This is a genomic window from Flavonifractor sp. An92, from assembly GCF_002159175.1.
Lineage (GTDB): Bacteria > Bacillota > Clostridia > Oscillospirales > Oscillospiraceae > Pseudoflavonifractor_A.
This window is the reverse complement of the sequence record NZ_NFGZ01000019.1, coordinates 1-13,766: the sequence shown is the minus strand read 5'-3', so window position 1 is coordinate 13,766 and position 13,766 is coordinate 1. Positions and strand designations below refer to the sequence as shown.

The following is a 13,766-nucleotide window of genomic DNA, read 5'->3' as shown; positions in this document are numbered from 1 at the left end:
CCGCCGCCTGTTTCTCTATTTGATTGTAAGGAGGCAGATCTGATGAGCGAGATCAATCAGGAACTCTTGTCCTTTATCCGACGCAGCCCCAGCTGCTACCACGCGGTGGCCAACCTGGCCGCCGAGCTGACCGCGCACGGCTTCACCGAGCTGAGCGAGGGCGCCGAGTGGAAGCTGGAGAAGGGCGGACGGTACTTCATCCGCCGGAACCTGTCCAGCATCCTGGCCTTCCGGGTGCCGGAGGGCGAGCTGAAGGGGGTGCAGATCGCCGCCTCCCACAGCGACTCCCCCACCTTCAAACTGAAGGAGAACATGGACGTGGTGCGGGACGGCGCCTACACCGAGCTGAACGTGGAGAAGTACGGCGGCATGCTCTGCGCCCCCTGGTTCGACCGGCCCCTGTCGGTGGCCGGCAAGGTGGTGGTGCGCCAGGACGGCCGGATGGAGTCCCGTCTGGTGGACCTGGACCGGGATCTGCTGATGATCCCCAACCTGGCCATCCACATGAACCGGAGCGTCAACGACGGCTACCAGTACAGCATCCAGAAGGACATGCTCCCCCTGCTGGGCGACGAGACCGCCAAGGGCGGGCTGATGCCCCTGGTGGCCCAGGCCGCCGGCGTGGCGGAGGAGGACATTCTGGGCCATGACCTGTTCCTCTACTGCCGCAGCGAGGGCACCGTGTGGGGCCTCAACGGCGAGTACCTCTCCTCCCCCAAGCTGGACGACCTCCAGTGTACCTTTGCCAACCTGAAGGGCTTCCTGGCCGGCGGGCACCCCAACGCCCTGTCGGTGTACGCGGTGTTCGACAACGAGGAAGTGGGCAGCTCCACCAAGCAGGGCGCCGCCTCCACCGTGCTGCTGGACACCCTCACCCGCATCAACGAGTGCCTGGGCCGCAGCCGCCAGGACTACCTGCGCATGCTGGCCAACGGCTTCATGGTCTCGGCGGACAACGCCCACGCCGCCCACCCCAACCATCTGGACAAGGCGGACCTCACCAACCATCCCCACATGAACCAGGGCATCGTCATCAAGTTCAGCGCCAATCAGAAGTACTGCACCGACTCGGTCTCCGCCGCCCTCTTCCGGGAGATCTGCCGCCGGGCCGACGCCCCTACCCAGGTGTTCCACAACCACTCGGACATCCTGGGCGGCAGCACCCTGGGCAACCTCTCCAACGCCCAGGTCTCCCTCAACATGGTGGACATCGGCCTGCCCCAGCTGGCCATGCACTCCCCCTATGAGACGGCGGGCACCCGGGACACCGAGTACCTGGTCCGCGCCATGACGGTGTTCTTCCGCTCCCTGGTCCAGGACGAGGGCCAGGGCTCCTACTCCATTCACAGTGTGACGGATTGAGGTGTGCATATGTACTATTATGTCAATCAGACCCGCTATCCCCACGTCCCCTACCCCACCATGACCGCCATCCCCGCCCTGACCCGGAACGACACCACCGTCCGCTCCGCCGGGTGCGGCCTGTGCTCGGCATCCATGGTGGTGACCAACCTGACCGGGGTGGAGTTCCCCCTCATCGACAGCCTGGAGCTCTCCATGTCGGTGAACGCCAACCATAGCCCCGGCACCGACATGGACCTCTTCGCACCCTATGTGGCCGAGCGCTTCGACCTGGACCTGGAGATGACCGACGACCCGGAGCGCCTGCGCCAGCACCTGCTGCGGGGCGGCATGGCCATCGCCAACGTCACCGGCGACCGGCCGGAGGACGGGTATGTGGGCCTCTTCTCCCACGGCGGCCACTATGTGGCCGTGGTGGCCATTGAGGAGGACGGTGAGCACATCACCGTCCTGGACCCCTCCCAGCTCCCCGACAAGTTCCTGGAGGAGGGACGCCGGGGCAAAGTGGTGGAGAACGGCTACTGCCTCCACACCACCCTGTCCATTCTGGCGGAGGATTGCAAGTTTCGCCCCATGGAGTGCTATCCCGAGGGCGAATTCCGCTCCTGGATGGAGTTTGACGGCCGCACCGTCCACAACCGCTATTACCTCTTCGGAAAAAAGGTAAAATAAGCGACTCTTGTCTGCATTCTTGCATTTAAATTCACCTTTGCGCGTACGCGCATTATTTCGTTTCTTCCTTACTTTTTGTTAATTAAACCCAATTCATGAAACAAAATCAAATTTTCCAAAAAATTCTCTGGGCATTATAGAAGAAATTTTTTGCAAGTTTTGATTCAGACTTGAAAACCACCCCTATATGTAGTATCATACACACATTAAAGTATGAAACGTCCGAGAATTTTTATCCAGCTTTTAAATTTCGCATCTAATAAATATTTAGGGACGGCACGCCATCCCGGATCGGATGAACATGGAACAGGAATTTTATACCCGTGCCCAGGCCATGGCCGAGGACCTGACCGCGTGGCGGCGCCAGCTGCATCGCCATCCGGAGCTGAGCTTCGACCTGCCCATGACCCGGGCCTTTGTGACACAAAAACTGCAGGAATTCGGCCTGGACCCCCAGCCGGTGGGACGGGGCGGCATCACCTGCACCGTGGGACAGGGCGGACCGGTCTTTCTGCTGCGGGGCGACATGGACGCCCTGCCCATGCGGGAGGAGACGGGACTGCCCTTTGCCTCAGACAACGGATGCATGCACGCCTGTGGGCATGACTTCCACACCACCGCGCTGCTGGGTGCGGCCAGACTCCTCAAGGAGCGGGAGGGGGAGCTTCGCGGCACCGTGAAGCTCCTGTTCCAGCCCGCGGAGGAGACCATGGACGGCGCTCAGGACGTCTACGACGCCGGTATCCTGGAGAACCCCCATGTGGACGCCGCCATGGCCCTCCACGTGGTCCAGGCCCCTCTGGGCACCGTGAACTACACCCCCGGCCACGCCTGCGGCTCCAGCGATGTCTTTACCGTGACCGTCCACGGCAAGGGCGGCCACGGCGCCGCCCCCCACCGGAACATCGACCCGGTGAACGTGGCGGCCCACATCATTGTGGCCCTCCAGACCATCAACAGCCGGGAGGTCAACCCCAACGAGATGATCGTCCTCACCGTCTGCGCCGTGCAGGCGGGGAGCGCGGCCAACGTAATGCCCGAATCGGCGGTGCTCCGGGGAACCATCCGCACCATGGACCTGGGCGTCAAGGAGTTCGCCCGGCAGCGCTTTACCGAGATCTGCCAGGGCGTGTGCCAGACCTTCCGGGCCTCCTGCGATGTGGCCTTCTCCGGCCCGGGCATCCCCCCCATGATCAACGATCCGGCTCTGACCGACGAGCTCAACGGCTACACCGAGGCTCTGCTGGGCCCCGGCGTGGTGCGTGAGATCGAGCGCATGACCGGTTCGGAAGATTTCTCCGTTTTCTCTCCCCATGTTCCCTGCGCACTGTACTGGTACGGTACCGGCAGCGCAGAAGAAGGGTATGCTTATGGTGTCCACGACCCGCGGGTGACGTTCAATGAGCGCGCGCTTCCCGGTATGGCGGCTCTCTACGCAAACGCCGCCGCCCGCTGGCTGGAGGCTCACCATCGGTCATAAACAGCAAAGACTATTTAAGAACAGGAGTGGAATGAAGATGAAAAAGATCCTTGCATTGGCTCTGGCCGGGGCACTGTCCCTGAGCCTGCTGGCCGGCTGCGGCGGCGGTAAGGCCACCACCAGCGGCGACCCCCAGCAGGGCGCCACCACCGGCAGCGTCACCCCCGAGAGCGGAACCCTGACCGTCTCCCTCGCCTCCTCTCCCAGCAAGCTGGACCCCATCCACTACACCGGCACCTATGAGGGCCAGATCATCGGCCAGGTCTGCGACCGCCTGATCGAGTACAACGACGCTCTGGACACCTACGTGCCCTCCCTGGCCACCAGCTGGGAGGTCTCCGAGGACGGCCTGACCTATGTCTTCCAGATCCGCCAGGGCGTGAAGTTCCAGAACGGCGAGTACTGCAAGGGCCGTGAGATGACCGCCGAGGACGTGGCCTGGTCTCTGAACCGCTCTGCCCAGTACTCCGACATGGCCCGCCTGTCCATGCTGGACAAGGCCGAGGTCACCGGCGACTGGGAGGTCACCTGTACCCTGAAGAGCGCCAACGCCGCCTTCCTCACCGCCCTGACCGACGCCGGTAACTCCATCGTCGCCCAGGAAGAGGTGGAGGGCTGGGGTGATAACTTCGGCTACAACCTGACCGGCACCGGCGCCTTCGTCATGGAGGACTTCCAGCTGGACGAGCAGGCCGTCCTGGTGGCCAACGAGAACTACTGGATGGGCGTGCCCAACGTGCAGAAGCTGGTCTTCAAGTTCATCTCCGATCCCACCCAGACTGCCAACGCTCTGCTGGCCGGTGAGATCGACCTGGCCACCCAGCTGTCCGGCGAGTCCATCAACACCGTGGACAAGGCCGGCGGCGACATCAGCCTGCAGAAGGTCGAGGCCCTGCAGATCAACTACGTCCGCTTCAACATGCAGAACGGCCCCACCGCCGATCCCCTGGTCCGTCAGGCTCTGATCCAGTCCGTGGATCTGGACGCCGTGCGCAGCGCCCTGTACCAGTACGACGAGGTCAAGGCCGCCGTGCTGCCCCTGCCCTACGGCTCCTGGGGCTATGACGAGTCCCTCGAGTCCCTGGCTCTGCCCTACGACGTGGAGGCCGCCAAGGAGAAGCTGTCCCAGTCCAGCTACCCCAACGGCTTTGAGATGGACATCTATGTCTCCAACACCCAGGAGCGCGTGACCCTGTGCACCCTGCTCCAGGGCTACTGGTCCCAGATCGGCGTGAAGCTGAACATCCACTCCAACGAGTGGGGCACCTTCTCCGACATGGCCGCCTCCGGCAACGCCGACACCTACGCCATGAGCTGGTCTTGGTATCCCGACCCCTACTTCTTCCTGAACAACCTCTTCTCCTCCAGCCAGACCAGCTCCAACGGCAACGGCGCTCTGTACGTCAATGAAGAGGTGGACGAGCTGCTGCAGAAGGCCGTGGAGACCAACGACCAGGAGGAGCGCGCCGGCTACTACAGCGAGGTCATGCGCCACGCCATGGAGGACTACACCGGCATCTACTACGCCGTGCCTTACAACTGCTACGGCATCAACAGCCGCGTGCAGGACTTCACCGCCCGTGCCGACGGTACCCTGCGCTTCATCGTCTCTGACGGCGAGAAGGTCATCCGCAACACCTCCGTTGCCGACTGACCGACCGTCTGACAACCACTGTCACCTATGGGGCGCGCACACGCGCGCCCCATTCGGTTGCCGTTCTGGGCGCGGCCGCGCCCCCGGCAAAGCCATACATCCGTGCTGATCTCTGTTCGCCATATGGTACAATGGGCGATTTCCCTGCGGCTGAAGCCCCCGACTCCCGGAGAGCCGGACGGCCGCACGGCGGGACCGCGGCGTTCGGCTGTATCCACAAGAAGTAAGAAAACTAAGACATGTATTGATATGGCGGTGATGTGAGTGTTAAAAACGATCCTGAAACGCATTGTGCAGTGTATCCCCACGCTGTTCATTGTGGTCACCTTCACGTTCATCCTGACCCGCGCCATCCCGGGCAACCCGGCCCAGACCCTGCTGGGTCCCCAGGCCACGGCCGAGGATATCGCGGCGATGGAGGTCAAGCTGGGCCTGGACCAGCCTAAGTGGAAGCAGTACATCGACTATATGGGCGATGTGCTCCACGGCGATTTCGGCACATCCTACATGTACAACCAGCCGGTGGTGGACCTGATCCTGCAGCGCATCCCCAGCACCCTGCAGATCACCCTCACCTCCCTGATCATCGCGCTGATCGTGGGTGTGGGCATCGGCATGTTCTCTGCCCTGCACCAATACTCAGCCTTTGACTATGTGTTCATGGTGCTGGCCCTCGTCGGCGTGTCCATGCCAATCTTCTGGCTGGGCATGATGCTGGTCAGCTTCTTCTCGGTGAACCTGGGCATCCTACCCGTCATGGGACGCGGAGACATCGCAAACGGCCTGTGGGACGTGATCTCCCACATGATCCTGCCCTGCCTGTGTCTGTGTACCATCCCCATGGCCACCTTCGCCCGGATCACCCGCTCCAGCATGCTGGAGGTTATCGGCAGCGACTCCATCAAGGCCCTGCGGGCCCGCGGCATCAGCGAGCGCAGCGTCATCTTCAAGCACGCCCTGAAGAACGCCCTGCCCCCCATCATCACGGTCCTCGGCCTGCAGCTGGCCAGCTGCTTCACCGGCGCCATCCTCACCGAGAGCATCTTCTCCTGGCCGGGCCTGGGCACCATGATCGTCAACGCCATCAACAACCGGGATTACATGCTCATCCAGGGCATGGTGCTCTTCTTTGCGGTGATCTTCGTGGTGATCAACCTGCTGGTGGATCTGGCCTACATGCTCATCAATCCCAGAGTCAGCTATGAAGGAGGCGGCGCCTGATGAAAAAGAAGAAAAACGCCGAGACCATCACCGATGTGCTCGGCACCGCTTCCAACGAGGAGCTGCTGCGGCGGGAGCGCCGGGCCAACAGCGCCTGGAGCAAGCTCAAGCGCAACAAGACCGCCATGGTGGGTCTGGTCATCGTCAGCATCATGATCTTCATCGCGGTGTTCGCGCCGCTGCTGGCCCCCTATGACCCCACCGCCCTCAACCCCATCGAGGCCTTTGCCCTGCCGGGCGAGAACGGCCACATCCTGGGCTGCGACAACGTGGGCCGCGACCTGCTGTCCCGCATCATCTACGGCTCCCGGGTCTCCCTGCTGGTGGCCTTCGGCGGCACCGTGGTGGCCGGCCTCATCGGCGTGCTGCTGGGCCTGATCGCCGGCTACTTCGGCGGCATCATCGACAGCATCATCATGCGTATCATGGACGGCATGCTGTCCTTCCCCTACATCCTGCTGGCCATGGTGCTGATGACGGTGCTGGGCTCCGGCATCTTCAACGTGATCCTGGCCGTGGGCATCGGCAACATCCCCAGCTTCGCCCGCGTGGTCCGCGGCGAGGTGTACATCGTCAAGAATGAGGAGTACTGCAACGCCGCCAAGGTCATCGGCGTGTCCAGACTCCGCCTGCTCTTCACCCACATCCTGCCCAATACCATCTCTCCCCTGATCGTCTACGCCACCCTGGGCATCGCCGGCGCCATCATCTCCGAGGCCGCCCTGAGCTTCCTGGGCCTGGGCATCAGCGAGCCCACCGCCTCCTGGGGCAGCATCCTCCAGACCGGTAAATTCTGGCTGAACACCAGCCCCCACATCGCCACCTATTCCGGCATCTTCATCCTCATCACCGTGCTGGGCTTCAACCTGCTGGGCGACGGCGTCCGGGACGTGCTGGATCCCAAGATGAAGAAGTAACGGGAGGCATAGCATGAACGATTACAAAGAAAAAGTGCGTCAGCGGGTGGAGGAGATCCTCCCCGAGCTGATCGCCCTCTCGGACACCATCTGGGCCCACCCGGAGTACAATTTTGAGGAGCGCCACGCCTGCGCCGCCATGAGCGAGCAGCTGCGCCGCTTCGGCTTCCAGGTGGAGACCGGCGTGGGCGGCATCGAGACCAGCGTCAAGGGCGTGTACCAGAGCGGCAAGCCCGGCCCCAACATCGGCATCTTCGGCGAGTTCGACGCCGTGCCCGGCATGGGCCACGCCTGCGGCCACAACCTGATGTGCGCCATGGCCGTGGGCGCCGGCGAGGCCCTGCGCAGCGTCATCGACGAGCTGGGCGGCACCGTGACGGTGTTCGGCTGCCCGGCGGAAGAGGGCGGCGGCGGCAAGATCATCATGCTCCAGAACGGCGCCTTTGCCGATCTGGACGTGGCCATGCTCCTCCACTCGGCCAACGACACGGTGGTGCAGGACATCTCCTACTCCAAGACCGATGTGCTGGTCCACTTCTACGGCAAAAAGTCCCACGCGGCCACCTGGCCGGAGGAGGGCGTCAGCGCCCTGACCCCGGTGCTGGAGCTGTTCAACACCATCAACGCCCTGCGTCTGGAGATCGCCGACCGGGGCAAGATCCTGGGCGTCATCCGGGACGGCGGCGAGGAGCCCATCTACATTCCCGACCACTGCTCGGCGGAATTCACCATCCGCTCCTTCTCCATGAAGAACAAGCTGGAGCTGCTGGACCGCTTTTTGAAGATCTGCCAGCACCTGGCCGACATCACCAACACCCGCTTCTCCTACGAGCCCGTGGGCCTGCCCTACGAGGACATCCGCAACAACCCCGTGCTGGAGGAGCTGCTGGAGAAGAACTTTACCGCCCTGGGCGAGACCGTCAAGCCCCGGGAGCGGGCGCTGGGCATCGGCTGCACCGACATGGGCAATGTCACCCACGAGGTGCCGGGCCTGCAGTCCTATGTGCTGGTGGTACCCGAGACCCGGGGCCACACCCCGGAGTTCGAGGCGGCGGTGGGCGGCCCGGCCGGGCACAAGACCATCTCCGTCGGCTCCTGCGCCATGGCCATGACGGCGGTGGACATTCTCACCGATCCGTCGCTGCTGGACCAGATCCGCGCTGCTTTCGCGGAGATGAAGGCCCGGTACGAGGGATAAGGAGGTAGCTATGAGTGAAACTTTGCTGAGAGTCAGCGGACTCAAGACCTATTTCTATACCGCCAGCGGCGTGTCCAAGGCGGTGGACGGCGTCAGCTTTGAGCTCAACCGCGGCGAGGTCCTGGGCATCGTGGGCGAGTCGGGCTCGGGTAAGAGCGTCACCTCCAACTCCCTCATCCGCCTGCTGCCCCCCCGCACCGGGCGCATCGTGGACGGCGAGATCCTCTTTGAGGGCCGCAACATCCTGACCATGAGCCACAAGGAGTTGCTGGAGTTCCGCGGCAAGGAGATCGCCACCATCTTCCAGGACCCCATGACGTCCCTGGACCCGGTCTTCAAGATCGGCAAGCAGATGGTGGAGATGATCTGCGCCCACCAGAAGGTGAGCAAGAAAGAGGCCCGGGAAATGGCCATCCACGCCCTCAAGCGCGTGGGCATCCCGGAGCCGGAGAAGCGCATGGAGGCCTATCCCTACGAGCTCTCCGGCGGCATGTGCCAGCGCGTCATCATCGCCATGGCGGTGTGCTGTAAGCCCAAGTTCATCATCGCCGACGAGCCCACCACCGCGCTGGACGTGACCGTCCAGGCCCAGGTGCTGGACCTTCTGAAGGACCTTCAGAAGGAGATGAACACCTCCATCCTCCTCATCACCCACAACCTGGGCGTGGTGTGGGAGATGTGCGACAAGGTGATGGTCATGTACGCCGGCAACACCGTGGAGAGCGCCGACACCAAGACCCTCTACTCCAACCCCCTGCACCCCTACACCTGGGGCCTGCTGGACTCCATCCCCCGCCTGTCCGACGAGACCAAGGGCGAGCTGCGCACCATCCCCGGTACGCCTCCCGATCTGCGCCTCACCGGCAAGTGCTGTAATTTCTATAACCGCTGCCCCTATGTGACCGATAAATGCTGTGAATCGGTGCCCCCGCTGGTGGAGGTGGAGCCCGGCCATTTCGTGGCCTGCCACCGTCAGAACGGCGAGGAACGTCTGGTGAGAGGAGAGGTGACACATGACGCAGAATGAGACCCGTGAGCCCATCATGAAGATCCGTCACCTGACCAAGGAATTCAAGATCAAGAGCAAAAAGCTGGGCGCCAAGCCCCAGATCCTCCACGCCCTGAGCGATGTGTCCCTGGACGTGTATGAGGGCGAGACCCTGGGCATCATCGGCGAGTCCGGCTGCGGCAAGTCCACCCTGGGCCGCACCATCATCCAGCTCCACAAGGCCACCTCCGGCAGCGTGGAGTACCAGGGCAAGGACCTCTTCACCCTGGCCGGGCCGGAGCGCCAGGCCATGAAGCGGGACATCCAGATGGTGTTCCAGGACCCCTACTCCTCCCTGGACCCCCGCAACACCTGCGAGACCATCATCGCCGAGCCGCTGAAGATCCACCAGATCATCACCGACAAAAAGGAGCGCCAGGACCGGGTCCTCCAGCTCATGCGGGAGGTGGGTCTGGACATCCAGCACATGAACCGCTATCCCCACGAGTTCTCCGGCGGCCAGCGCCAGCGCATCAACGTGGCCCGGGCCCTGTCCCTGAACCCGAAGATCATCATCTGTGACGAGCCGGTCTCCGCGCTGGACGTGTCCATCCAGGCCCAGGTGCTCAACCTCTTCAACCGCCTGCAGCGGGAGCACAACCTGACCTACATCTTCATCTCCCACGATCTGGGCGTCATCAAGCACGTCAGCGACCGCATCGCCATCATGTATCTGGGCCGTGTGGTGGAGCTGTGCGAGGCCTCCCAGATCTACACCAACCCCCTGCACCCCTACACCCAGGCGCTGCTCTCCGCCATCCCGCCGGAGTCTCCCTTCGAGAAGAAGGAGCGCATCGTCCTCAAGGGCGAGATCCCCAGCCCCATCGGCGACCAGGTGGGCTGCCCCCTGGCCGGGCGCTGCCCCCACTGCACCGAGCGCTGCACCAAGGAGATCCCCGAACTGAAAGACACCGGAGACGGCCATCAGGTGGCCTGTTTCCTCTACCATTGATCGTTTGAAAAGAGGTCTTTATCCATGGAACAAGTTTCGCGTGAAATGCTGCACCGCCTCGCCGTGGAGCGGAGCGGGGAGCTGGTCCAGCTGGTCTCCGACCTGATCCGCATCCCCAGCGAGAACCCCACCGGTACCCAGCGGGAGGTCGTGGATTTCGTGGAGAACTATCTGCGCCAGGCCGGGATCGACTATGAAGAGGTGGGCGAAAACCCCGACTTCCCCTGCATCGTGGCCAAGATGGGCACCGACGACGGCTTCAGCGTCATCCTCAACGGCCATCTGGACGTGGTCCCCGCCGGCGACCGCAGCCAGTGGGACTTTGATCCCTTCGCCGGCACCGTCACCGACACGCAGATCCTGGGCCGCGGGACCTCCGACATGAAGGCCGGCGTGGCGGGCCTGCTGTTCGCCATGAAGCTCCTCAAGGAGTCCGGCGCCCCGCTCAAGGGCAACATCCGCCTCCACCTGGTCTCCGACGAGGAGAGCGGCGGCGAGTTCGGCTCCGCCTGGCTGTGCGACCACGGCTACGCCGACGGAGCCAACGCCTGCCTCATCGCCGAGCCCACCTCCGCCAACGACATCGAGATCGGCCAGAAGGGCGGCCTCACCGTCATCCTCAAGGCCACCGGCAAGTCCGCTCACGGCAGCCTGGGCGGCTTCAAGGGCGAGAACGCCATCCTGCGCCTGGCCAAGGTGCTGGAGGAGCTGCCCCGCCTGACCACCATCGAGGGCCACTACAAGCCCAGCCAGCAGCGTGCCCTGCAGAACTCCATCATGCGGGCCCAGACCCTGCTGGACGAGCCCGGCGTGGGCGAGGTCATCCGCCATGTGTCCGCCAACGTGGGCCTCATCCAGGGCGGCACCCGGCCCAACATGGTGCCCGACTACTGCGAGGCCATCGTGGACGTCCGCCTGCCCATCGGCGTGGACCACAAGGAGATCGAGGACATGCTGGCCTCCATCGTCCACGACAGCGGCGTGGAGGGCGTGAGCTACGAGCTGCAGTGGAAGAGCGAGGGCAACTACACCGAGGAGGACGAGGTCATCGTCCAGACCGTCAAGCGCAACGCGGAGGCCATCTGGAAGATGGAGGTCATCCCCGCCTATCAGTGGGCCTCCTCCGACGCCCGGGACTACCGCCGCGTGGGCATCCCCACCATCCAGTACGGCCCGGCCAACACCGCCGGTATCCACTCCTACAACGAAAATGTGGATATCCAGGACGTGGTCAACGCCGGCCAGATCTATGTGCTGTCCCTGTGCGACATGCTGGGCATCCAGTAAACGTTTCCGGAAACAGAACAAGGGCGTACCGCCATGGCGGTACGCCCTTGTTGTTCGTTATCGGACCCGGCTGCCCAGAAACTGCGCCAGCAGGGCCAGCAGCAGGATCAGGGAGGCGATGAGCACGGCATAGGGGTAGATGCGCACCGCCTTCAGTGCGGGCGCGGTCAGATAGGCCAGCACCATGCCCGCCGCGGCCAGGGACTCCAGCGCCAGCACGGCGCGGAAGCCGCCCCGCCGGCGGATGGCCCGCACCAGCAGCACCAGCAGGATCACCGCCAGCACCGCCGCGGCGATCTGGAGCAGGAGCAGCGGCGTGCCGCTGAAGAGGAGCTGGTTGTACTGCCGCTTGCGGAAGGCCACATGGTGGTTGACCCCGGCCTTCCAATAGGCCAGCCGCGCCAACACCCACCCTCCGGCCACCAGAGCGGCCTGGAGGAGGGTGACTACGGCCCAGATTCCATAAAAGACCCGTCGTTTCATGGCTTAGTGGGCGGTGGGGTCGCCGGTCTCGGTGGGCAGACCCGCGTTGGACCAGCCGATCCAGCCGTCGCTGTACAGGGAGGTGTTCTCATAGCCCATCACCCGGGCGTACCACAGGATCTCGGCGGCGCGCCAGCCGGAGCCGCACATGAAGGAGAGGTGGTTGTTCTCCGGGTCGATGAGGCAGCTCTCCCACATGGCGAGGATCTCATCGGCGTTGCGCATGGTCTTGTCGATGTTGCGGTAGTAGCTCACCGAGCTGGAGCTGACCTTGCCGGCATAGCCGAAGAGGGCGCCGGGGATGCGGCCGGCCTTGTCGTGGTAGGAGTAGCCGGTGGTCTCACCGATGAACTCCTGCCAGGTGCGGTTGTCCACCAGGGTGAAGCCAGGCTGGCCCAGCATCTCCTGGACCTCCTCGATGGTGTCGATCCAGTCGGGGTTGGCGGGGGTGTCCACGCCGAAGCTGTCCACGGGCACGGCCTCCACGTTGTCGGTGGCCAGCTCATAGCCCAGGTCGGACCATTCCACCAGGCCGCCGGTCATGACCCGCACGTCCTCCACGCCCATGTACTTCAGGATCACGGCGAAGCGGCAGGCGGCCATGGGCTCGGGACCGGTGACCACGATGTGGTCCTCCGCGGTGATGCCCAGCTTGAGCATCAGGGCCAGGAGGGCGTCGTCGTCGGCCAGCATCCACAGGGTCTCCTCCGGCTCGAACCAGTCGGTGTTCACATGGACCGCGCCGGGCACATGGCCGTCCAGATAGCCGGACTGGTCCACCTCGCCCCAGGCCACGTCAAAGAACTTGTACTCCACGCCGGACTCGAAGGTCTCGGGGGTCTCGCCGTCGATGAGGGCCTTCACGTTCTCGGCGGGGACCAGCAGGGAGTAGTTGGGATAGGACTCCATCTCCAGGCTCTCGTCGTTGGCCCACTCGTTCACGTCGTACAGGGAAAGGTCGGTCACGCCCTGGCTGGCGAAGTAGTCGGCCACCGCCTGGGCGTCGGTGCCGTTGGCGTCATAGACGATCACCTTCTTGGAGCTGTCGATGCCCTTGTCCACCAGGTACTGGGCAAGGACCTGCTCCCGGGTCTCGCCCTCCAGGTTCTCGGTGTCGCTGTAGGTGCTGGTGAGCCAGCGGGCGGAGAAGTCGGTGGCGCCGGGGATGTGGCCGCCGCGGGCCACGCCCTCCAGGGTCCAGCCGATGTAGGCGCTGTTGATGCGGGCGTCCACCACCACGCTGTTCTCATCCTCCAGCGCGGCCTGCACGTCGGCGGTGGTGGCGGTGGCGTAGGTCCCCGCCTCCGCGCTGGGGGTGGCGGTGGGGTCGGCCGAAGGGGCGGCGCTGGGGGCGCTGGTTCCGCCGCAGCCCGCCAGAAGGCCGGTCAGCAGGGCGCCGGCCAGAAGTATGCTGAGCATTCGTTTCATAGGGATCGTTTCCTCCTTCTTTCGGGACAAGATGCGCCGGACCCGCGTAGCCCGGGCGGCCGTT

12 protein-coding genes are annotated in these 13,766 nt (G+C 64.0%); 10 read left to right on the top strand and 2 right to left on the bottom strand.

Annotated features, from left to right (window positions below; genetic code table 11):
- Window positions 1-42 precede the first annotated feature (42 nt).
- The 10 genes from B5G43_RS12075 to B5G43_RS12030 all read left to right on the top strand — a co-directional run bounded on the left by B5G43_RS12075 (window position 43) and on the right by B5G43_RS12030 (window position 11,791).
- Window positions 43-1,362 (top strand): M18 family aminopeptidase, encoded by a 1,320-nt coding sequence (locus B5G43_RS12075; protein ID WP_087261730.1) that lies wholly within the window; start codon window positions 43-45, stop codon window positions 1,360-1,362.
- A gap of 9 nt (window positions 1,363-1,371) precedes the next feature.
- Window positions 1,372-2,034, top strand: a complete 663-nt coding sequence (locus tag B5G43_RS12070) for a hypothetical protein (RefSeq protein ID WP_087261728.1) — start codon at window positions 1,372-1,374, stop codon at window positions 2,032-2,034.
- A gap of 301 nt (window positions 2,035-2,335) precedes the next feature.
- A complete protein-coding gene (locus B5G43_RS12065; protein WP_087261727.1) occupies window positions 2,336-3,514 on the top strand; it encodes a M20 family metallopeptidase in 1,179 nt (392 codons plus the stop codon).
- A 37-nt stretch (window positions 3,515-3,551) separates the two neighbouring features.
- Window positions 3,552-5,168, top strand: coding sequence for an ABC transporter substrate-binding protein (locus tag B5G43_RS12060; protein ID WP_242960556.1), 1,617 nt, complete (start codon window positions 3,552-3,554; stop codon window positions 5,166-5,168).
- Between the two features lie 264 nt (window positions 5,169-5,432).
- Complete coding sequence (locus B5G43_RS12055; protein ID WP_087261723.1) at window positions 5,433-6,389, top strand: ABC transporter permease; 957 nt, start codon at window positions 5,433-5,435, stop codon at window positions 6,387-6,389.
- The gene (locus tag B5G43_RS12050) at window positions 6,389-7,306 is read left to right on the top strand and encodes an ABC transporter permease (protein WP_087261722.1); all 918 of its coding nucleotides are present in this window, start codon (window positions 6,389-6,391) and stop codon (window positions 7,304-7,306) included. The genes B5G43_RS12055 and B5G43_RS12050 overlap by 1 nt, the downstream gene beginning before the upstream one ends.
- A gap of 13 nt (window positions 7,307-7,319) precedes the next feature.
- Entirely contained in the window at window positions 7,320-8,504 is a 1,185-nt protein-coding gene (locus B5G43_RS12045; protein WP_087261721.1) for a M20 family metallopeptidase, read from the top strand.
- A gap of 10 nt (window positions 8,505-8,514) precedes the next feature.
- The gene (locus B5G43_RS12040) at window positions 8,515-9,531 is read left to right on the top strand and encodes an ABC transporter ATP-binding protein (protein WP_087261719.1); all 1,017 of its coding nucleotides are present in this window, start codon (window positions 8,515-8,517) and stop codon (window positions 9,529-9,531) included.
- Complete coding sequence (locus B5G43_RS12035; protein ID WP_087261717.1) at window positions 9,518-10,504, top strand: oligopeptide/dipeptide ABC transporter ATP-binding protein; 987 nt, start codon at window positions 9,518-9,520, stop codon at window positions 10,502-10,504. The genes B5G43_RS12040 and B5G43_RS12035 overlap by 14 nt, the downstream gene beginning before the upstream one ends.
- A gap of 24 nt (window positions 10,505-10,528) precedes the next feature.
- Window positions 10,529-11,791 (top strand): M20 family metallopeptidase, encoded by a 1,263-nt coding sequence (locus tag B5G43_RS12030; protein ID WP_087261715.1) that lies wholly within the window; start codon window positions 10,529-10,531, stop codon window positions 11,789-11,791.
- Window positions 11,792-11,848: 57 nt separating this feature from the next.
- On the opposite strand, the gene B5G43_RS12025 is transcribed toward B5G43_RS12030, so the two are convergent.
- Both B5G43_RS12025 and B5G43_RS12020 read right to left on the bottom strand, forming a co-directional pair.
- Window positions 11,849-12,274 carry a hypothetical protein gene (locus B5G43_RS12025; RefSeq protein ID WP_143382866.1) on the bottom strand — a complete coding sequence of 142 codons (426 nt, stop codon included), beginning with the start codon at window positions 12,272-12,274 and terminating at the stop codon, window positions 11,849-11,851.
- A gap of 3 nt (window positions 12,275-12,277) precedes the next feature.
- Window positions 12,278-13,702 (bottom strand): rhodanese-like domain-containing protein, encoded by a 1,425-nt coding sequence (locus B5G43_RS12020; RefSeq protein WP_242960555.1) that lies wholly within the window; start codon window positions 13,700-13,702, stop codon window positions 12,278-12,280.
- Window positions 13,703-13,766: the final 64 nt, after the last annotated feature.

What these genes read in the sequence shown, in the direction of transcription:
- B5G43_RS12075 (WP_087261730.1), top strand. Translation starts at nt 43, where the DNA reads ATGAGCGAGATCAATCAGGAACTCTTGTCCTTTATCCGACGCAGCCCC.
- B5G43_RS12070 (WP_087261728.1), top strand. Translation starts at nt 1,372, where the DNA reads ATGTACTATTATGTCAATCAGACCCGCTATCCCCACGTCCCCTACCCC.
- B5G43_RS12065 (WP_087261727.1), top strand. Translation starts at nt 2,336, where the DNA reads ATGGAACAGGAATTTTATACCCGTGCCCAGGCCATGGCCGAGGACCTG.
- B5G43_RS12060 (WP_242960556.1), top strand. Translation starts at nt 3,552, where the DNA reads ATGAAAAAGATCCTTGCATTGGCTCTGGCCGGGGCACTGTCCCTGAGC.
- B5G43_RS12050 (WP_087261722.1), top strand. Translation starts at nt 6,389, where the DNA reads ATGAAAAAGAAGAAAAACGCCGAGACCATCACCGATGTGCTCGGCACC.
- B5G43_RS12045 (WP_087261721.1), top strand. Translation starts at nt 7,320, where the DNA reads ATGAACGATTACAAAGAAAAAGTGCGTCAGCGGGTGGAGGAGATCCTC.
- B5G43_RS12040 (WP_087261719.1), top strand. Translation starts at nt 8,515, where the DNA reads ATGAGTGAAACTTTGCTGAGAGTCAGCGGACTCAAGACCTATTTCTAT.
- B5G43_RS12035 (WP_087261717.1), top strand. Translation starts at nt 9,518, where the DNA reads ATGACGCAGAATGAGACCCGTGAGCCCATCATGAAGATCCGTCACCTG.
- B5G43_RS12030 (WP_087261715.1), top strand. Translation starts at nt 10,529, where the DNA reads ATGGAACAAGTTTCGCGTGAAATGCTGCACCGCCTCGCCGTGGAGCGG.
- B5G43_RS12025 (WP_143382866.1), bottom strand. Translation starts at nt 12,274, where the DNA reads ATGAAACGACGGGTCTTTTATGGAATCTGGGCCGTAGTCACCCTCCTC.
- B5G43_RS12020 (WP_242960555.1), bottom strand. Translation starts at nt 13,702, where the DNA reads ATGAAACGAATGCTCAGCATACTTCTGGCCGGCGCCCTGCTGACCGGC.